13 protein-coding genes are annotated in these 18,973 nt (G+C 61.0%); 9 read left to right on the plus strand and 4 right to left on the minus strand.

Going from position 1 to position 18,973, the window contains the following annotated elements; genetic code table 11:
* Positions 1–21: 21 nt before the first annotated feature.
* On the minus strand, positions 22–768 hold the full coding sequence (gene ubiG / locus QTL94_RS14505; protein WP_065692338.1) for a bifunctional 2-polyprenyl-6-hydroxyphenol methylase/3-demethylubiquinol 3-O-methyltransferase UbiG: 747 nt from the start codon (positions 766–768) through the stop codon (positions 22–24).
* A gap of 167 nt (positions 769–935) precedes the next feature.
* On the opposite strand from ubiG, the gene QTL94_RS14510 reads away from it, so the two are divergent.
* Positions 936–2,027 (plus strand): FecR family protein, encoded by a 1,092-nt coding sequence (locus QTL94_RS14510; protein ID WP_502944135.1) that lies wholly within the window; start codon positions 936–938, stop codon positions 2,025–2,027.
* Here the strand turns inward: QTL94_RS14510 and QTL94_RS14515 are convergent.
* On the minus strand, positions 2,006–4,210 hold the full coding sequence (locus tag QTL94_RS14515; RefSeq protein ID WP_289802336.1) for a CHASE2 domain-containing protein: 2,205 nt from the start codon (positions 4,208–4,210) through the stop codon (positions 2,006–2,008). The genes QTL94_RS14510 and QTL94_RS14515 overlap by 22 nt on opposite strands.
* A gap of 141 nt (positions 4,211–4,351) precedes the next feature.
* Positions 4,352–4,570 (minus strand): hypothetical protein, encoded by a 219-nt coding sequence (locus tag QTL94_RS14520; RefSeq protein ID WP_289802337.1) that lies wholly within the window; start codon positions 4,568–4,570, stop codon positions 4,352–4,354.
* Between the two features lie 352 nt (positions 4,571–4,922).
* Between QTL94_RS14520 and QTL94_RS14525 the strand changes: the two genes are divergently transcribed.
* From QTL94_RS14525 to clpB, 8 genes are all read left to right on the plus strand, one after another.
* Positions 4,923–5,258 carry a hypothetical protein gene (locus QTL94_RS14525; protein ID WP_113521247.1) on the plus strand — a complete coding sequence of 112 codons (336 nt, stop codon included), beginning with the start codon at positions 4,923–4,925 and terminating at the stop codon, positions 5,256–5,258.
* Positions 5,259–5,571: 313 nt separating this feature from the next.
* Positions 5,572–6,846: an aspartate kinase gene (locus QTL94_RS14530; RefSeq protein ID WP_065692333.1), complete on the plus strand. Its 1,275-nt coding sequence runs from the start codon at positions 5,572–5,574 to the stop codon at positions 6,844–6,846.
* 91 nt (positions 6,847–6,937) lie between these two features.
* Complete coding sequence (ptsP, locus tag QTL94_RS14535) at positions 6,938–9,205, plus strand: phosphoenolpyruvate--protein phosphotransferase (RefSeq protein ID WP_289802338.1); 2,268 nt, start codon at positions 6,938–6,940, stop codon at positions 9,203–9,205.
* A gap of 28 nt (positions 9,206–9,233) precedes the next feature.
* Positions 9,234–10,313 (plus strand): peptide chain release factor 1, encoded by a 1,080-nt coding sequence (gene prfA / locus QTL94_RS14540; RefSeq protein ID WP_065692331.1) that lies wholly within the window; start codon positions 9,234–9,236, stop codon positions 10,311–10,313.
* Entirely contained in the window at positions 10,310–11,194 is an 885-nt protein-coding gene (prmC, locus tag QTL94_RS14545; protein ID WP_289802339.1) for a peptide chain release factor N(5)-glutamine methyltransferase, read from the plus strand. The genes prfA and prmC overlap by 4 nt, the downstream gene beginning before the upstream one ends.
* 339 nt (positions 11,195–11,533) lie before the next feature.
* On the plus strand, positions 11,534–12,304 hold the full coding sequence (locus QTL94_RS14550) for a DUF4167 domain-containing protein (RefSeq protein WP_065692329.1): 771 nt from the start codon (positions 11,534–11,536) through the stop codon (positions 12,302–12,304).
* Between the two features lie 201 nt (positions 12,305–12,505).
* Positions 12,506–13,693: a M23 family metallopeptidase gene (locus tag QTL94_RS14555; protein ID WP_083199488.1), complete on the plus strand. Its 1,188-nt coding sequence runs from the start codon at positions 12,506–12,508 to the stop codon at positions 13,691–13,693.
* Between the two features lie 258 nt (positions 13,694–13,951).
* A complete protein-coding gene (gene clpB / locus QTL94_RS14560) occupies positions 13,952–16,549 on the plus strand; it encodes an ATP-dependent chaperone ClpB (protein WP_289802340.1) in 2,598 nt (865 codons plus the stop codon).
* Between the two features lie 53 nt (positions 16,550–16,602).
* On the opposite strand, the gene QTL94_RS14565 is transcribed toward clpB, so the two are convergent.
* On the minus strand, positions 16,603–18,546 hold the full coding sequence (locus tag QTL94_RS14565) for a M23 family metallopeptidase (RefSeq protein ID WP_289802341.1): 1,944 nt from the start codon (positions 18,544–18,546) through the stop codon (positions 16,603–16,605).
* Positions 18,547–18,973: the final 427 nt, after the last annotated feature.

Consider the following 18,973-nt stretch of genomic DNA (forward strand, 5'->3'; position numbering starts at 1 on the left):
AAGCTATCGCGCGTGCTTTCCTCAAGCCTCGCGCTTTGCCAGCATCATGTAGTTCACATCCATATCTTTGGACAGATTCCAGCGATCCGATAGCGGATTGAAGAAGACGCCTGTGCGATCGATGATCCGCAGGCCGTTTTCGGTGACCGGCTTCTCGATCTCTTCGGGGCGAACCAGCTTTTCATACTGGTGGGTGCCACGCGGCAGCCAGCGGAGGATGTTTTCCGCGGCAAAGATTGCCAGCGCTGCCGCCTTCATGGTGCGGTTGATGGTGGCAACGAACATCAGACCGCCCGGGCGGACCATCCTCGAGCAGGTCGTGAGGAAGAAGTCGACATCCGCGACATGCTCGACCACCTCCATGTTCAAGACGATATCGAACGTCTCGCCGGCGTCGGCGAGTTGTTCGGCCGTGACAGCGCGATAGTCCACCGGGACGCCTGATGCCTTCGCATGGGTCGATGCGATGCCGATATTCTTTTCGGACGGATCGGCGCCCACGACCGTTGCGCCCATGCGAGCGACGGGCTCTGACAGCAGTCCGCCGCCGCAGCCGATATCAAGAACCCGAAGCCCCTCCAGAGGGCGCGCGCTGCGCACGTCGCGGCCGAAATTCTCGGCGACCTTGTCGCGAATGTAGCCAAGCCGCACGGGATTGAATTTGTGCAGTGGCTTGAACTTGCCCGTCGGGCTCCACCACTCCGCCGCCATGGCTGAAAAGCGGTCCACTTCGCTCTGGTCGATCGTGGTTTTTGCCGCTTCCGTCATCGTCATGCTCCTTGGTTCGTCCCGATTGAAGTCGGACGAACTGGTGGCGAAGTCAAGGGCCGGCACCGCCGATAGATATCTCCGCCGCCTCCGAACTCCACCAAGAGGATAAGGCGACCTTTAGTATTAATTTATGCTAATATTTTTATGTTTTGGGGGTAAAGGACATGCCTCGTCTTGGTACCGCGTCGGCCATGATGGTCAGCCTTGTGATGTTTAGCCCTGTCTCGGCTTTTTCGGCCGAGGCGGTCGGCGAGGCGACCGCGATCAGGACCGAGGTGACCGGCGAGAATGGCCCACTCGTCGTGAAGGCGCCAGTTCACAAGGACGAACGGATTCGAACCTCGATCAGCGGGCTTGGACAGTTCGTGTTTCGCGATGGGACCAAGCTTGCCGTCGGCGAGGGATCCTCGGTCGTCATCGACAACTACGTTTACGACGATGCGAATTCGGTGAAGAAGCTGACGATCAAGGCCGCCAAGGGAACGTTTCGCTGGATCAGCGGCAATTCGAAGTCCTCAGCCTACTCGATCGTGACGCCGGCCGGAACAATCGGCGTCAGAGGAACGGCCTTCGACTTTTATGTCGGCCCGAACGGCACGACCGCAATGGTGCTCCTGAACGGTTCGGCCCAGTTCTGCGGCGCCGGCGGCTGCAAGCAGTTGAAGCAGCAGTGCGATTGCGTGATTGCGACCCGTGGCGGCGGTGTATCCGATCCGCGCGCGGTCGACAGGCGCACACTGGCCGCTCTCGGCAGTCAACGAGCTTTGCCGTTTCTTTCCGGTGACCAGCAGCTTACCGGGCCGCTGGGTGGAATTCGCACCAGTTGCGGCCTGGCAAGTGTAAGGCAGGAGCGCCGCGACCCGGTTCGGGAAAAAGCACCGGCTCCGACTCCTCCGAAGCCCAAGCCGCCTAAACCTCCACCGCCGCCTCCGCCGCCGGAGAAGCCTGACAAGCCGCACCATCATCATCACCACCATGACAGGGACGATCACCATCATTGGGGTCACCATGATCGTGACCACTATGGCGACGGCCGCCCTGGCAAGCGGGGAGACCGCGACAGTCCGAGGCGCGGACCTAACCAGGGTGGACCTAACCACGGCGGATCCGACAGGGGCGGACCCGACCGAGGTGGACCTGATCGCGGCGGGGACCGTGATGGCAGCAACCATGATCGTGGTCGTTCCGGAGATGGGCGCCCCGCTGGCTCCCAAGACGATCAGTCTGCGAGTGATCAGACTGGTGCGGAGCCCTGATCACTGGTGAGACCCATCTGCGGTTTCATCCGGTTTTCGGTTGGTGCTTCCCGAAAGTGATCGGCCCTGCGTACGATGCGGCGATAGAACTCCGGCAGTGCTGCGGTGAATGCCTGTGCTCGCTGCCTTACTCTGGCCAGCGGTTTGCGGCTATCGACCGTGCGATCGCGAAGCGCTTCGATCAGGTCCATATGGGCCTCGCGGAGCACCAAGAACTCGGGCGATTGCCCGACGGTGCGGTCGCCGACCGCCGCGTAAAGTCGTGCCCTGCTGCTCTTTCCTTTCAAGCCGAGAGCGCCCGCATCGAGCAGTGCGAAGTCGGGCAGCGCTGCGGCCATGGTTTCCGAGACGAGAATGTCGAATCCCACTTCCTTGCAACAGCTTTCGATCCGGGCCGCCACGTTGACGGCGTCGCCGACGGCGGAATAGTTGAAGCGGCTTTGGGCGCCCATGTTGCCGACGCAGGCGAGCCCTGTGTGGATGCCGATGCCGATGCCAACCTGATAGTCGCGGCCAAAGCCGAAAGCGTCGGCGGCATTGAGCTTCGCCAGCGTTTCGCGCATGCCGAGCGCCGCCCGCATTGCCTTGGCCGCGTGGTCCGCGACATCGACGGGTGCGTTCCAGAAAGCCATGATCGAATCGCCGATGAACTTGTCGAGGGTGCCCTCGTTCGCAACGACGTGGCTGCTCAGTGCATCCAGCAGCGTGTTGAGAAACCGCACGACTTCCGCCGGCTGCAGATTTTCGCTGAGTGCGGTAAAGCCGCGCACGTCCACGAACATAACAGTTAGTTCACGGTCGTCCCCGCCCAGACGCAGTGCGTCGCGGTTATGCTCGATCCGGTAAAGGAGCGAAGGCGAGAGATATTGACCGAAGGCGCGTCTGACTTCGCGCCGCTCGCGGTCGATCACCAGAAAGCGGAAGGAGGTGGCCGCGAAATGCGTGATGGTGCAGGCAACGATCGGGGCGAGCGGATCGAACAACAATCCCCAATGTGAGAAGGCCAGCCAGGAAACGGCGAGCGCCAGGGCGGTGACGACGAGACCGCAGGTCAACGCCGCTGCCGGGCTGACGAAGGTTGTCAGGATGACAATGCTCGTGCCGACGACGATGATCGACAGGATTTCCATGCCGTCCGCCCAATCCGGTCGTGACAGGAAACGTCCCGAAAGGATCTGCTCGACGGTTTGCGCGTGCATCGAGACGCCAGGAACATTCTGGCCGAGCGCTGTGGTGCGGATGTCCTGAAGCCCTGCGGATGATGTGCCGACGAAAACGATATTGCCCTGGATCGCGGCCGCGACCTCCGGCGAAACGCCATCGGCCGCCAGCACCTTTCCGGCAGAGATATACCGCTCGGCGACGTCGGGGCTCGTGTAGATCCAGAGTTCGCCGGTTGCCGTCACCGGTACGACAAAATCACCCACCTTCACCGAGGTCAGTGTGTCGGCGACATCGGGAGCGCCCGCAACCACATAGGTCGAGGCCCCCTGCGCCACCCGCAGCGCCTCCATGGCCAGATTGGGGTAGAAATGCGTGCCGTCGGTCAGGAAGAGCGGTACCCGGCGGACGACCGTCGAAGAGTTGCCGGGGTTGAGGCTGATATGCCCGAGCCCCGCGGCATTGATCTGCAATTGCGGTCGTATCGGCGTGGCCGCGTCGAGGCGCGGCGGGGCATTGATCACGCTCTCTCCCGTAAACGCAAAGCCCGCCTTGACCGGTGGATGATAGTCGCCGTCGTTGGACAGGCCAAAACCGAGAACCACCGGCCGGTTGGCGATCGCATCGGCAAAAAGCTCGTCGTTATCGGGCAGTTGCCTGAGAAGCGAGGGATCGACTCCCGCCACATCGCGCATGATGGAGCGTGGCGACAGGCGATCGGACTCGGCGAAGAGTACATCGAATGCGATGGCCGCCGCCCCCATGTCCGAAAGCCGTTGCACGAGCAGCGCCAAACGGTCGCGCGGCCATGGCCACTGCCCGAACTCCTTCAGGGAAGCTTCGTCGATGTCGATAACGCGCACCGGAACGTTCTCGAACGCCCGCGGCGAAATTCGCTGGTATTCGTCGAACGTGATGTCGCGGATCTGGCGCAGCAGCGGCGGGTCGCTTATCCGCAGAAAGGCAAAGGCGGCGACGATTATGAGGCCGATCACAATGCCGATTTGCTGCGCACGCGTCATCAAGCAAGGCCCTTGCACTGGAGCGTCGAGCGAGGCCGGCCGAACGGTGATGTAGATCCGGGTTTCGGGGGCCAAGCAAAGTCAGGCTGCCTGTTTCGGTGGCGCGATGCAACTGCGCCTTTCGACCGTGGCCGCGTCCGGCTAGCTGTCCGACTTAAGCGACTGCGGCGCGCCACCGGCGAAAGACGCGGCATGTGCTTCGAGAATTGCCGCAGCGATGACCTTGCGCAGTTCGTATACCAGGGATCGCGACCGCTGCCTGTCGAGGTCCTGCGCCGCCTTGGCGAGGTTCAGTCCCTCGTTGAGGACAATATGGTGCGCGCGATTCAGTGCCCAGCTTTCAATATCGAGTTGTATCATTCGGAATCTCCGCCAAATCATTTAGCATCAAAGATATTCGCGAATCACGGTGCGCCACGCTTTTACTGCGCAAGAAGAATCACACTTGGAAACGGTTGAAAACAGGATTTTTCTGTTTTGAGGTGGGCGGTACGATTTTGATCGTATGAGTATTGTTCTTTTCAATACTAGGACGGCTCAAGACGAAGCTTGCAGAGCCAGTTCGTTCAAAGCAGCGGCGCCGCCAAGAAGCCCGGAAGCTCCCAAAAATGGTTTGGCAATTCGTTATTGCAAGCGCTCGAATTAATTCGCGATTCACGAGCGCACGGTAAGTCTGCCGCACGCTCGATCGTGAGCTAGCTGGATGAAAAATATGAAAAATTCAAAACTGTTCGCAATGACTTCGGCCGCGTTTCTGCTGTTTGCCGGCGCTTCCTATGCCGAGGACCTGGTTTTCACGCTGAAGAACGGAACGAACTCCGTCCTCACCAACTTCTATACTTCCCCGGTGGGCGTCAATGAGTGGGAAGACGACGTGTTCGGCAAGCAGGTGCTGGATCCGGGCGAGTCGATCGAGATCACGATCGCCGACGGCCGTAGTGTCTGCAAGTACGACATGAAGTTCGAATTCGAGGAAAACTCCGATCTCGATACGACGACCGATACCCAGGATCTCTGCGAATTGGGCAGCTACACAATTCACGAATAGTCGATGGAGTGGCCTGCGGCGCTGCCGCAGGCCATACCGTCGCCGACGGCGATGGACCATAGTCGAGGCACGAGACCGCGCTCGCTTTTTCGCCTCGAGGCGGCCGATCTTTCGCACAGGTCCTCATTCTCTTCCGCGCACCTTGCCACCCCATGACAAACTCGTTATGAGACGCCCCAACTTGGGCCTTTGGGCGCAGGCTTTAGAAGGGTTCCAGACTCCCAATTCCGGCTCTTCGGCCCGCGGCTTTCCAAGGCTTCGTCGTGCCGGGTCTGGCTTTGTCTCTCCCGGCGTCTTGCTGTGGTAGAGGCATATGGCACGCATCGTAATGAAATTCGGCGGGACGTCCGTCGCTGATCTGGATCGCATCAAGAACGTTGCGCGCCACGTCAAACGCGAGGTCGATGCCGGCCATGAAGTGGCAGTCGTCGTTTCCGCCATGTCGGGCAAGACCAACGAGCTGGTCGGCTGGGTGCAGAACACGCCGAAGGTCGTCGGCGCAAGCTCGCCCTTCTATGATGCCCGCGAATATGACGCCATCGTCGCCTCCGGCGAGCAGGTAACGTCTGGCCTCTTGGCGATTGCGCTGCAGGCCATGGACGTTAACGCCCGCTCTTGGCAGGGCTGGCAGATCCCGATCCGCACCGACAACGCGCACGGCGCGGCTCGTATTCTCGAGATCGACGGCTCGGAAATGATCAGGCGCATGGGCGAGGGGCAGGTAGCCGTTATCGCCGGCTTCCAGGGCCTCGGCCCTGACAATCGCATCGCGACGCTCGGTCGTGGCGGCTCGGATACCTCGGCGGTCGCGATTGCGGCTGCGGTCAAGGCTGATCGCTGCGATATCTATACCGACGTCGACGGCGTCTACACGACCGATCCGCGCATCGTGCCGCAGGCGCGCCGCCTGAAGAAGATCGCCTTCGAGGAAATGCTCGAAATGGCATCGCTCGGCGCCAAGGTTCTGCAGGTTCGCTCCGTCGAGCTTGCCATGGTGCATAAGGTTCGCACCTTCGTGCGCTCCTCTTTCGAAGATCCCGATGCTCCGGGCATGGGTGATTTCTTGAATCCGCCCGGAACGCTGATTTGTGACGAGGAAGAAATCGTGGAACAGGAAGTAGTCACCGGCATCGCTTATGCCAAGGATGAAGCTCAGATCTCGCTTCGCCGTCTTGCCGACCGGCCGGGCGTTTCCGCCGCGATCTTCGGCCCGCTGGCTGAGAGCCACATCAACGTCGACATGATCGTTCAGAACATCTCCGAAGATGGCTCCAAGACCGACATGACCTTCACCGTGCCTTCCGGCGACGTTGAGAAGGCCATCAAGGTTCTCGGCGAGAATAAGGAAAAGATCGGCTACGACGTCGTGCAGAACGAGTCGGGCCTCGTGAAGGTCTCGGTCATCGGCATCGGTATGCGCAGTCATGCCGGCGTCGCGGCGACTGCGTTCAAGGCGCTGGCCGACAAGGGCATCAATATCAAGGCCATCACGACCTCTGAAATCAAGATTTCCATCCTGATTGACGGTCCTTATGCGGAACTCGCTGTCAGGACTTTGCATTCCTGCTACGGTCTGGATAAGAATTGATTCCCAGCAGGCCTGCCGCGCGTACAAGTTGAGAAGTCACGCGGCCTGTTTGCCGAGTTGCTTTGCTATTGTTTTTGGAGCTTGAGACGCAATGAGAGACCTTTCCGGCGGTCCGCGCGTGCTGCTCAAGCGGCTGCGCGAGTTAATGGCGGAGCCGCTGGAGCCACAAGAGCGTCTCGACCGGATCGTGCGCCAGATCGCCGGCAACATGGTGGCGGAGGTCTGCTCCGTTTACGTGTTGCGTGCCGACGGCGTCCTTGAGCTCTATGCAACCGAAGGTCTGAACCGCGAAGCCGTCCACTTGGCCCAACTGAAGATGGGCCAGGGCCTCGTCGGTACGATCGCGGCGTCGGCGCAGCCGCTCAATCTTTCGGATGCGCAATCGCACCCTGCCTTCCGGTACCTCCCGGAAACGGGCGAAGAGATCTACCATTCCTTCCTCGGTGTTCCGATCCTGCGCACCGGCCGCTCGCTCGGCGTTCTCGTCGTGCAGAATAAGGCCAGCCGAAACTATCGCGATGAAGAGCTCGAGGCGCTCGAGACCACCGCGATGGTGCTGGCCGAGATGATCGCGACCGGCGAGCTCAAGAAAATCACCAAGCCGGGCCTCGAACTCGATCTGACGCGTTCGGTGACGATCGATGGCGACACGTACAACGAAGGCATCGGCCTCGGCTATGTCGTGCTTCATGAACCTCGCATCGTTGTCACGAACCTGCTGAACGATGATGCGGAGAAGGAAATTCGGCGCCTGTCCGAGGCGCTCGGCTCACTGCGCATCTCGATCGACGATCTTCTTTCGCAGCGCGACATGTCGACGGAAGGTGAGCATCGCGAGGTACTCGAGACCTATCGCATGTTTGCCCATGACCAAGGCTGGGTGCGCAAACTGGAAGAAGCGATCCGCAACGGCCTGACAGCCGAAGCGGCGGTGGAAAAGGTTCAGAGCGACACGAAGGCGCGCATGATCCGCATGACGGATCCTTATCTGCGCGAGCGGATGCACGATTTCGAGGATCTTGCGAACCGCTTGCTGCGGCAGCTGACGGGCTATACTGGCCGTACGGCCGAAGATGGCTTCCCGAATGACGCGATCATTCTGGCCCGTGCCATGGGGGCGGCCGAACTGCTCGACTATCCGCGGGCGAATGTGCGCGGCCTGGTGCTTGAGGAAGGCGCGGTGACCAGCCACGTCGTCATCGTTGCGCGTGCCATGGGCATTCCCGTCATTGGACAGGCCGCCGGCATCGTGGCGCTTGCCGAAAACGGCGATGCCGTGATCATCGACGGCGATGGCGGCCACGTGCATCTGCGGCCCTTGCCTGAACATCAGCGCTCCTATGAGGAGAAGGTGCGCTTCCGCGCCCGCCGGCAGGAGCAGTTCCGGGCCTTGCGTTCGGTCGAGCCGCTGACCAAGGACGGGCAGCGCGTATCGCTGATGATGAATGCCGGACTGCTCGTCGACTTGCCGCAGCTCTCGGAATCCGGTGCCGAAGGCATCGGGCTTTTCCGTACCGAGCTGCAGTTCATGATCGCCTCGACCATGCCGAAGGCGGATGAGCAGGAGATCTTCTACCGCAATGTCCTGAAGCAGGCGGCGGGCCGCGTCGTGACCTTCCGCACGCTCGATATCGGCGGCGACAAGGTCGTTCCTTACTTCCGCGGGCATGAAGAGGAAAACCCGGCGCTGGGCTGGCGGGCGATCCGCCTGTCGCTGGATCGGCCAGGCCTGCTGCGCACGCAGCTTCGCGCCATGCTGAAGGCTGCAGCCGGCGTGGAACTGAAACTGATGGTGCCGATGGTAACCGAGGTTTCCGAGATCGCGGCCGTGCGTGACCTGCTGCAGAAGGAAGTGCTGCATCTGTCGCGCTTCGGCCACGGGCTGCCACGCAAGCTGCAATTTGGCGCGATGCTGGAGGTTCCGGCCCTGCTCTGGCAGCTCGACGAGCTGATGGCGGCGGTGGATTTTGTGTCGGTCGGCTCCAACGATCTCTTCCAGTTCTCGATGGCAGTCGACCGTGGCAATGCGCGCGTTTCGGATCGCTTCGACACGCTGGGCAAGCCCTTCCTCCGGATCCTGCGCGACATCGTGCGCGCCGGTGAGCGCAACAATACGCCGGTGACGCTGTGTGGCGAACTGGCGGGCAAGCCGATTTCGGCCATGGCGCTGCTGGGTATCGGGTTCCGCTCGGTTTCGATGTCGCCGGCCTCCATCGGTCCGGTGAAGGCGATGCTGCTCGGCCTCGACGTCGGGGCGCTGGCGAAGGTGATGAACGAGGCGCTGGACGATACGAAGACGGCGACCTCGATGCGCGATGTGCTTGCCCACTTCGCCGACGCTCACAATATTCCTCTTTAGTTCAAGACAAGCAGAATCGGAGTGAAGGGTGGCGAAGCTTCCCGTTGAAAAGATGCGCGAGCTGGAACGCCGCTTCGGCGAAATCGAGGCGCGCATGTCGGCCGGACCCTCGGCTGACGTCTACGTCAAGCTCGCGTCCGAATACTCCGAGCTGCAGCCGGTGGTGACGAAGATCCGCGCCTACGAGAAGGCGCTTGCGGAGCTTGCCGATCTGGAAACGCTGCTGGAAGACAAGTCGGTCGATCGCGAGATGCGTGATATGGCCGAGATGGAACTTCCCGACGTGAAAGAGCGTATCGAGGCGCTGGAGCAGGAAATCCAGATCCTGCTGCTGCCGAAGGACGCGGCCGACGAGAAGAGCGCGATCCTCGAAATTCGCGCCGGCACCGGCGGATCGGAAGCCGCGCTTTTTGCCGGCGATCTGTTCCGGATGTATGAGCGCTATGCGGCGGCCCATGGCTGGAAGGTCGAAGTTCTGTCGTCGAGCGAGGGCGAAGCCGGCGGCTTCAAGGAAATCATCGCCACGATCACCGGCCGCGGCGTGTTCGCCAAGCTGAAGTTCGAATCCGGCGTGCATCGCGTTCAGCGCGTGCCCGAGACGGAAGCCGGCGGGCGCATTCATACCTCGGCGGCCACCGTTGCTGTTTTGCCCGAGGCGGAGGAGATCGATATCGAGATCCGGCCCGAAGACATCCGCATCGATACGATGCGTTCCTCCGGTGCCGGTGGTCAGCACGTCAACACGACGGACTCGGCGGTGCGTATCACCCACTTGCCGACGGGGATCGTCGTCACCAGCTCCGAGAAGTCGCAGCACCAGAACCGCGCCAAGGCGATGCAGGTTCTGCGCTCGCGCCTCTATGATGCCGAGCGGCAGCGTGCCGACAGCGAGCGCTCCGCAGATCGCAAGAGCCAGGTTGGTTCCGGCGACCGCTCGGAGCGAATTCGGACCTACAATTTTCCGCAGGGACGCGTCACCGACCACCGCATCAACCTGACGCTCTACAAGCTTGATCGGATGATGGTGGGGGAAATCGACGAGATCGTCGATGCGCTGATGGCTGATTACCAGGCAAGCCAGCTGGCCCAACTCGGCGAGCAGCAATGAGCGCAGGCGGGAAACAGGTCGGTCCCACGGTTTCCCAGATGCTTGCCGAGGCTCGTCGCCGCTTTGCGGAGGGCGGCGTCTCCGATCCCGCCACCGATGCCCGCGTTCTGCTTGCCGGCCTTCTGGGTCTGTCGACGACCGAAATGCTGACGCACGGTGCCGAGCCGATCGCGGCCGATACCGCCGGTATCATCGAGGCGGCGATCGGACGCCGACTAGCGCATGAGCCGGTGCACCGTATTCTTGGCGAACGCGAGTTCTACGGCCTCCCACTATCGCTTTCGGCTGAAACGCTGGAGCCTCGACCCGATACGGAAATTCTCGTCGATACGATGCTTCCTTACCTGCGGAAGCTTGCAGCTACTGAGGGGAATATCCATATTCTCGACATGGGAACCGGCACGGGGGCGATATGCCTTGCCCTGTTGCACGAGTGTCCGCAGGCATCGGGTGTCGGCATCGATATATCAGACGATGCCTTGAGAACGGCCCGCGCAAACGCCCAACGAAATGGCCTCCAGGATCGCTTTGAAGCCATTCAATCCAGCTGGTTTGAGAATATAGATGGCGCATTTCACGTGATTGTCTCAAATCCGCCCTATATTGCGTCCAGTATCGTTCACGATCTCGCTCCCGAGGTGACGAAATTTGATCCAGTTGCCGCACTGGATGGGGGTGAAGATGGGCTTGACGCCTACAGAGCCATCGCCAAGGATGCGAAAGGTTTCATGCGGCCCAACGGTCTAATCGGACTTGAAATAGGCTACGATCAGCGTCGCCATGTTACGGCAGTATTCGAGGCTTGCGGCTTCAAGTTGCTGGAATCCGTGAAGGATTACGGCCACAATGATCGCGTGCTGGTATTTTCGCTGGCTGACTGAGCGACAAACGCAACATTGAGCAGGACATTAATTCTATTGCGAAGAAAAGGCTTGGATTTCCACGGGAAGCATTATAGGTTGCCTCCACGCGTTGGGCAGATAGCAAAGAACGACGATTCGTTCGATACTAGCTCGGCCTCGGGGGTCCGCTCTTTTAAACGAGAGTTTCAAAGGTTGAACTCAACCCAATGCGTGAATCAGTCAAACTGACTTGAGAACAAGCGGCAGGTTGGCGCGAAGGCGCGGTATGCTTGCGGCACGAGAGCCTGAGACGGATTGTCCGGTCATGGCGGTTGGTGCCATCACTCCACACAAACAGAGAATTCAGGTGAACGATCGATGAGGCCAGGACAGCAGAACAAGCGCGGTCGCGGGCGTGGCAATAATAACGGCGGCGGCGGCGGCGGAAGTAACAACAACAATAACAACTTCAACCGTAAAGGCGGCAATCCGCTGACGCGGACCTACGACAGCTCCGGCCCAGACGTTAAGATCCGTGGCACTGCCCAGCACATCGCCGAGAAATATGCGCAACTCGCTCGCGACGCGCAGAGCTCGGGTGACCGCGTCATCGCGGAGAACTACCTGCAGCACGCTGAACACTACAACCGCATCATTGCTGCCGCCCAGGCGCAGATGCAGGAACGCTTCCAGCGCGACGATCGCAACGAATTTGCCGAAGGCGTCGATGGCGACGAAACCGATGGCGTCGATAACGATGATGTCGTTGTCGTTCAGCCGCCGCGTCAGCAGCAGCACGAGCATCAGCAGCGCCGTAACGACGAGCAGCCGCGCCGCCGTGAACGCAATGAGGGTCAACCCGCACCGCGTCCGCAGGAAGAACAACCTGCACCGGTTGCTGCGGTTGCACCTCCGGCTGAGGTAATCGACGGCAGCGGCCCGCAGCCTGAGATCGAAGGCATTCCTGCCGAAGTCTCGATGGACGAGGAGAGCGCCGCCGGTCAGCCGCGTGAGCGCCAGCCGCGTCGTCGGGCCACAGCAAGCCGCCCACGCCGTCCCCGTCGTGGTGCGGAAGGTGAAGCGCCTGCCGAAGGCGAAGACGCAGGTTCCGATAAGGCACCGGCTCTCGCGGATGCCGATTCGGAGTAAAATCTGACATCTCCTGAATGGAGAGTTGGTCTGGATATTGATGAGAGGTCGCTCCCTGGAGCGGCCTCTTTTCTTTTGGCCGCCGCCTGCTTTGGGCGAACTTGTGCCGGGGAAGGATTGGCTGCATGCTGATGGTCGGGAATACCTGACGGATTGCCGCTCGCCCCGCTGTCACGGGCCAAAGAAGTCGAGGTGGGTGACATGCGCCTTATGCCACTGCTTGCCGTCTCAACGCTCCTTTTTGTGCCTGGCGCGCTTGGGCAATCGCTGAAGTCCGATGAAATCGTCAGTTCCATCGTTGTTCGACCGGTCAGCACGCCCAATCCGGTTTTGGGAGCGGATGATCGCGTTCACCTTGCCTATGAGCTTTTCGTCGTCAATCCGAGCAAGCTGTTCGTGACGCTCGACAAGGTCGAGGCGGTCGATAACGGCGGACGCAGCCTCTGGGCAAGGGAAGGCGATGGTCTTGGAACGATCACACAAACATACGCCGGCACGGGTCGCACCCTTTCGCCGGGCGGTTCGGCGGTCGTGCTCATGGACGTCAGTTTTGCGGCTAGCGAGCAACTTCCACCCGATGTGACCGCGCGTGTGACGGCCACCCGACAGGCTGCGGGACCTGACGGGAAACCGGTGCCGATGGCGAAGGATAGCCCGTTCGAGAGTACCTATACGTTCGCTGCGGCAAACACCACGATCGGCGAATCGGCCGTCGTGCTGGAGCCACCGCTTGCTGGAAAAGGGTGGATCGCGGTCAACGGCTGCTGCGATAGCATCACCTCGCATCGCGGCGCGGTCCTGGCGATCAATGGTCAGTTGCGGGTTCCGGAACGCTTTGCCATCGATTGGGTCAAGCTGGACGATACAGGTCGGATCTTCACCGGCGATGGATCGAAGCTGGCGAGCTACGCCTACTATGGAACGCCAGTGCATGCCGCAGCGGACGGTGTCGTGGTCAATCTTTACGATGATGCCGACGAACAGGTGCCTGGCGCGGATGCCAAGGGCATCACCACGGAGAACGTCGGCGGCAACATGCTGGTCATCGATATCGGCGGCGGCGCGTTTGCATTTTACGCCCACATGCAGAGGGGTAGCCTCAAGGTGAAGCTCGGCGACCGGGTGAAAGTGGGGCAGGTGATTGGACTGCTGGGCAACACGGGCAATTCGACCGCGCCGCACCTGCATTTCCACGTCATGGACGGGCCATCGCCGCTTGATGCCAATGGCCTTCCTTATGTCTTCTCCCACTTCTCCAGCCCCGGCGTGCTCGCGCCTGGCGGAGATGATGCGGTCGAACAGGGAGAGCCCGCCAAAATCGAAAAGCGACTTGACGGCACGCATGTGAATGAATTGCCGTTGAACAACCAGGTGGTGGATTTCAACTAGCGGCGATCGCGCGGCTATTCTCCGCGAACTCTTCACTTCCTGTTCGGCCGAACCGCCACGCTTCCGGTCCAAACACGAGGCCAGCGTTTTTCCATTTTCGGCCTCTTTAAACTCCCGGGATTCTCCACCATATCCTGACCAAGTTCCTTGGCCGCAAATCGCAAATGCGGTCAAGAAAAAGGCTCGCCTCTTGAGGGAGCTCAATCTCAGTCATCGGTCTGTGCCTTATAAGGGCAGGGCGATTTAAGGAGGTACATTATGAATATTGAAAAATACTCCGAGCGGGTGCGCGGTTTCATCCAGTCGGCGCAGACCTATGCGCTGGCGCAAGGTCACCAGCAGTTCGCGCCTGAGCATGTTTTGAAAGTGCTGCTCGACGACGATGAAGGCATGGCCTCGTCGCTGATCGAACGCGCCGGCGGCGACGCCAAGGCGGCTCGTCTTGCCAATGATGCGGCACTTGCCAAGCTGCCGAAAGTCTCTGGCGGCAATGGCCAGATCTATCTCTCGGCTCCGCTTGCCAAGGTTCTCTCGACCGCTGAAGAAGCGGCGAAGAAATCAAACGACAGCTTCGTCACCGTCGAACGTCTTCTGCAGGCGCTCGCGATGGAGTCGTCGACCGCGATCACTTTGAAGAACGCCGGTGTCACCGCCGTTGCGCTCAACCAGGTTATCAACGAGATCCGCAAGGGCCGCACCGCCGACAGCGCCAATGCCGAACAGGGCTTTGACGCGCTGAAGAAGTTCGCCCGCGACCTGACGGCGGAAGCCCGCGATGGCCGGCTTGATCCTGTCATCGGCCGCGACGACGAAATCCGCCGTACCATCCAGGTGCTGTCGCGCCGCACGAAGAACAATCCGGTTCTGATCGGTGAACCCGGCGTCGGCAAGACCGCGATCGTCGAAGGCCTCGCGCTGCGCATCGTCAATGGCGACGTGCCTGAGTCTCTCAAGGACAAGAAGCTGATGGCGCTCGACATGGGCGCACTGATCGCCGGCGCGAAATATCGCGGCGAGTTCGAAGAGCGGCTGAAGAGCGTGCTCAACGAGGTCCAGTCCGAAAACGGCGAGATCATCCTGTTCATCGATGAGATGCATACGCTTGTCGGTGCCGGCAAGGGCGATGGCGCGATGGACGCGTCCAACCTCCTGAAGCCGGCTCTTGCCCGCGGCGAGCTGCATTGCGTCGGCGCGACCACGCTCGACGAATACCGCAAGCACGTCGAAAAGGACCCGGCGCTCGCCCGTCGTTTCCAGCCCGTCGTCGTCGAAGAGCCGACGGTCGAGGACACCATCTCGATCCTGCGCGGCCTGAAAGAGAAATACGAGCAGCACCACAAGGTCAGGATCTCGGATTCGGCCCTGGTGGCGGCCGCGACGCTGTCGAACCGCTACATCACCGACCGCTTTCTCCCCGACAAGGCGATCGATCTGATGGACGAGGCGGCTGCGCGCCTGCGCATGCAGGTCGATTCCAAGCCCGAAGAGCTCGATGAACTCGATCGCCGCATCATGCAGCTGAAGATCGAGCGCGAAGCGCTGAAGAAGGAAACCGACGTTGCTTCTGCCGACCGGCTTGTCCGGCTGGAGACCGAGCTCACCGGTCTGGAAGAGAGCGCCGATGCGCTGACGGCCCGCTGGCAGTCGGAAAAGCAGAAGCTCGGCCTTGCCGCCGACCTGAAGAAGCAGCTCGACGACGCCCGCAACGATCTGGCGATCGCCCAGCGCAAGGGCGAGTTCCAGCGCGCCGGCGAGCTGACCTACGGCGTCATTCCGGAACTCGAGAAGAAGCTGGCGGAAGCCGAAGCGCAGGACAGTGATCGCAGCGCCATGGTGCAGGAGGTCGTGACTCCTGATAACATCGCGCATGTCGTTAACCGCTGGACCGGCATTCCGGTCGAAAAGATGCTGGAAGGCGACCGCGAGAAGCTGCTTCGGATGGAAGACGAGCTGGCGAAATCGGTGATCGGCCAGGGCGATGCGGTTCAGGCCGTGTCGCGGGCGGTGCGCCGGGCGCGCGCCGGCCTGCAGGATCCGAACCGGCCGCTCGGCTCGTTCATCTTCCTCGGCCCGACCGGCGTCGGCAAGACGGAGCTGACCAAGGCATTGGCTCGTTTCCTCTTCGATGACGAGACCGCGATGGTGCGCATGGATATGTCCGAGTACATGGAGAAGCACTCCGTGGCCCGGCTGATCGGTGCCCCTCCCGGCTATGTCGGTTATGAGGAAGGCGGTTCGCTGACGGAAGCCGTGCGCCGCCGGCCCTATCAGGTCGTGCTGTTTGACGAGATCGAAAAGGCGCATCCCGATGTCTTCAACGTGCTGCTGCAGGTGCTCGACGACGGCCGCCTGACCGATGGTCAGGGCCGCACCGTCGACTTCCGCAACACGATGATCATCATGACGTCGAACCTCGGCGCCGAATATCTGACGCAGTTGAAGGACGGCGACGACAGTGATCTGGTGCGCGAGCAGGTGATGGAGACGGTGCGCGGCCACTTCCGGCCGGAGTTCCTGAACCGCATCGACGAGATCATCCTCTTCCACCGCCTGAAGCGGGACGAGATGGGTGCGATCGTCGAGATCCAGCTGCAGCGTCTGGTGAAGCTCTTGGCCGAGCGCAAGATCGCCATCGAACTCGACGACGAGGCCACGCACTGGCTCGCTAACAAGGGCTACGATCCGGTCTATGGCGCGCGGCCGCTGAAGCGGGTGATCCAGAAGTACGTCCAGGATCCGTTGGCCGAAGATATTCTCGGCGGCAAGGTACCGGATGGTTCGACGGTGAAGATCACCAGTGGCACCGACAGGCTGCTGTTCCGGACACGCAATACGACGGTGAACGAAGCCGCATAGGTTTCGACCATGGAAAAGAAAATGGCGGCTTCGGCCGCCATTTTTGTTGAGTGCTACTTGCTGGCAACCTGTGCCGCCGGCTCGTTGCCGAGCAGGGCGTCGATGCGCTTGCGCTCGTCCTCGAACTTGGCAAGCGGCGCGCCGGTCAGCGACTTTCCGCCCGGCAGTCGCACGCGCAGCGGGTCGACCTTGGTGCCGTTGACGATCATCTCGTAGTGCAGGTGCGGGCCGGTCGATTCACCCGTGGTGCCGACCCAGCCGATCACCTGGCCCTGGCGGACCTTCGAACCGGGAACAACGCCCTTGGCGATGGCGCTCTGGTGATTGTAGGAGGATTCGTAGCCGTTGGCGTGACGCACGATCGTCTGGTTGCCGTAGCCGCCGGAATCCCAGCCGGCCTTTTCCACCGTGCCGTTGCCGACGGCAATGATTGCGGTACCGCGCGGAGCCGCCCAGTCAACGCCGGTGTGCATGCGGGCAAAACCGAGGATCGGGTGCCGGCGCATGCCGAAGCCGGATTTGAAGATGCCGTTCGGGACAGGATTGCGCAGGAGGAACTGGCGGATGCTCTTGCCGTCCTGATCGAAATAGTCGACGGAGCCGTCATCCGGATCCTGGAAACGGTAGAAACGTGTCTGTGTATCGCCGAAGCGCGCATTGACATAAAGCAGTTCGGAATCTTCCGTTGCCTGGCCGGTCGTGGCGTCGGATACCGAGAAGAAGGCCTCGAGGCTGTCTGTCGGCCGAAGTTCCGCTTGGAAATCGACGCTGCTCGCCAGAAGCTTGATGATCAGCGCCGTCATGTCCTTGGTCATGCCATAAGAGAGCGCGGCGCGATAAATCCCGTCATAAACGCGGGGCAGGTTCTGGTTGGATGGCGCGGTCATCGCGCTGTCGTCGAAGGCGGTTGCAACAGCATCGAGCTGCGGCGGCTCGCGGCCGGCGACAAAACGGTCGTGGTCGTCAAGGGCGACGGTCACGAGATGCCGGGTGCCGCGATAGACGCTGGCGCGGATGATTTTTGCCTGTTCGCCCTTCTGCAGGATGCCGACGCGCAACACGTCTCCCTTGGACAGGCTGTCCGATCCGATCATCGGCGCCAGGTATCCGGCCAGACCCTTGGCCTGCGGCTCTGGATAGCCGGAATCCATCATCGCCTTGGCGATGGGGACGCTCTGGCGCACGGGAATGATATCGTCGGCAAACTCTTCGGTCTGCGGCGTGATCGATTCCGGCGCCGACACCGTCATGTTCTGCTCGAGAACGCGGGCCGTCAGGCCGGCCGTGAGATCGACGTCATTGTCGTCGTTAGAGAAGCGGCGCGGGTCGACATAGTAGAGAGCCGCAACCTGGGCGGCCCCGTCCGTCAGAACCGAGCCGTTGGAGCGGACGTTCTCCTCGATTTCGTCCAAGGTCATTCCCGGTGCGACCTTCAGGTCGGATCCGGTGGTGGGATAAGCCACCGTCTTCAGGCTGACTTCCGATTCAACGTCGGAGCCGTAGATCTGTCCTGTGCGCGCCGGCGCGGGCGCGTCAGGCTCGTCGGCGGAAAAGATCGTCAGCGGATTGAAGCTCGGATAATCCTCGGGCGCGACATGGTTTGCGGCCAGCGTCATCTTTACGCGCGCGAAAGGCTGGCGGCGGACGACTTCCTTGTCTCCCTCGTGAACCACGGTCGAAACCTCCATGATCTTGCGATCGGAAGGCTTGGCGGCGATTGCGGGAGCGATGAGGCGGCTCCCGCGCGTCACATCGGTGTCGGTGTGCGCTTCGGAATTGATGTTCGCATAGGCTTCAGCCGGGATTGCCAGTTGCTGGCGTCCATCAAGGGCTGCAAAGAGCGCCACGCCCATCAGCACGCTTGAGGTAATGCCCGTGAGGAACGTGCCCGAAAGCCAACGCAAGGATACTTCGCGGCGGTCGGGCGCACGCCTGCCATCGGCGAGAAGCGGTGGCTCGTTGCCGAACGAGCGGATCATCATCTTCTCCGTCATCATGGCAGTGAGATCCGCGTCCTTTCGCTAGGCTTCGTCGGGGCCTTTTCCGGCTGGCCGAGAAGTGCATAGTTTAACAATGGAAGTCAAATGGGCGGCGCAGGACCAACCCGGTCATCCACTCTTGAGACCATGCGATTGTGAAAATGTGAGGGCGATGGGCCTCGCCTGGTGCATTTGGCGCTCTATTTGGTGAGGTGGTGTCCTGTCCGGCGGCGTTTTTGGCTGTTTGGAAATCTCGTTTAGAATTCAATGGCATGGAAGAAATCTTGTTTTTTTCGCAAAGTGCTGTTGACTTAAAAAGGTGTGGTGTCCTATAAGCCGCCTCACAGAACGAGGGCGGCGGCGCTGCTGGCGACGAAGACCTTCGCTCTAAGATTTCTTTTAAGATTGGCTGAGACGCTGATTGGTTCCCGGGCTTAAGGGTTTG

The sequence above is a fragment of the Rhizobium sp. S96 genome (assembly GCF_030382195.1).
Classification (GTDB): domain Bacteria; phylum Pseudomonadota; class Alphaproteobacteria; order Rhizobiales; family Rhizobiaceae; genus Rhizobium.

What these genes read in the sequence shown, in the direction of transcription:
- QTL94_RS14555 (WP_083199488.1), top strand. Translation starts at nt 12,506, where the DNA reads ATGCGCCTTATGCCACTGCTTGCCGTCTCAACGCTCCTTTTTGTGCCT.
- QTL94_RS14520 (WP_289802337.1), bottom strand. Translation starts at nt 4,570, where the DNA reads ATGATACAACTCGATATTGAAAGCTGGGCACTGAATCGCGCGCACCAT.
- ubiG (WP_065692338.1), bottom strand. Translation starts at nt 768, where the DNA reads ATGACGGAAGCGGCAAAAACCACGATCGACCAGAGCGAAGTGGACCGC.
- QTL94_RS14530 (WP_065692333.1), top strand. Translation starts at nt 5,572, where the DNA reads ATGGCACGCATCGTAATGAAATTCGGCGGGACGTCCGTCGCTGATCTG.
- ptsP (WP_289802338.1), top strand. Translation starts at nt 6,938, where the DNA reads ATGAGAGACCTTTCCGGCGGTCCGCGCGTGCTGCTCAAGCGGCTGCGC.
- QTL94_RS14515 (WP_289802336.1), bottom strand. Translation starts at nt 4,210, where the DNA reads ATGACGCGTGCGCAGCAAATCGGCATTGTGATCGGCCTCATAATCGTC.
- QTL94_RS14550 (WP_065692329.1), top strand. Translation starts at nt 11,534, where the DNA reads ATGAGGCCAGGACAGCAGAACAAGCGCGGTCGCGGGCGTGGCAATAAT.
- QTL94_RS14565 (WP_289802341.1), bottom strand. Translation starts at nt 18,546, where the DNA reads ATGATGACGGAGAAGATGATGATCCGCTCGTTCGGCAACGAGCCACCG.
- QTL94_RS14510 (WP_502944135.1), top strand. Translation starts at nt 936, where the DNA reads ATGCCTCGTCTTGGTACCGCGTCGGCCATGATGGTCAGCCTTGTGATG.
- QTL94_RS14525 (WP_113521247.1), top strand. Translation starts at nt 4,923, where the DNA reads ATGAAAAATTCAAAACTGTTCGCAATGACTTCGGCCGCGTTTCTGCTG.
- prmC (WP_289802339.1), top strand. Translation starts at nt 10,310, where the DNA reads ATGAGCGCAGGCGGGAAACAGGTCGGTCCCACGGTTTCCCAGATGCTT.
- clpB (WP_289802340.1), top strand. Translation starts at nt 13,952, where the DNA reads ATGAATATTGAAAAATACTCCGAGCGGGTGCGCGGTTTCATCCAGTCG.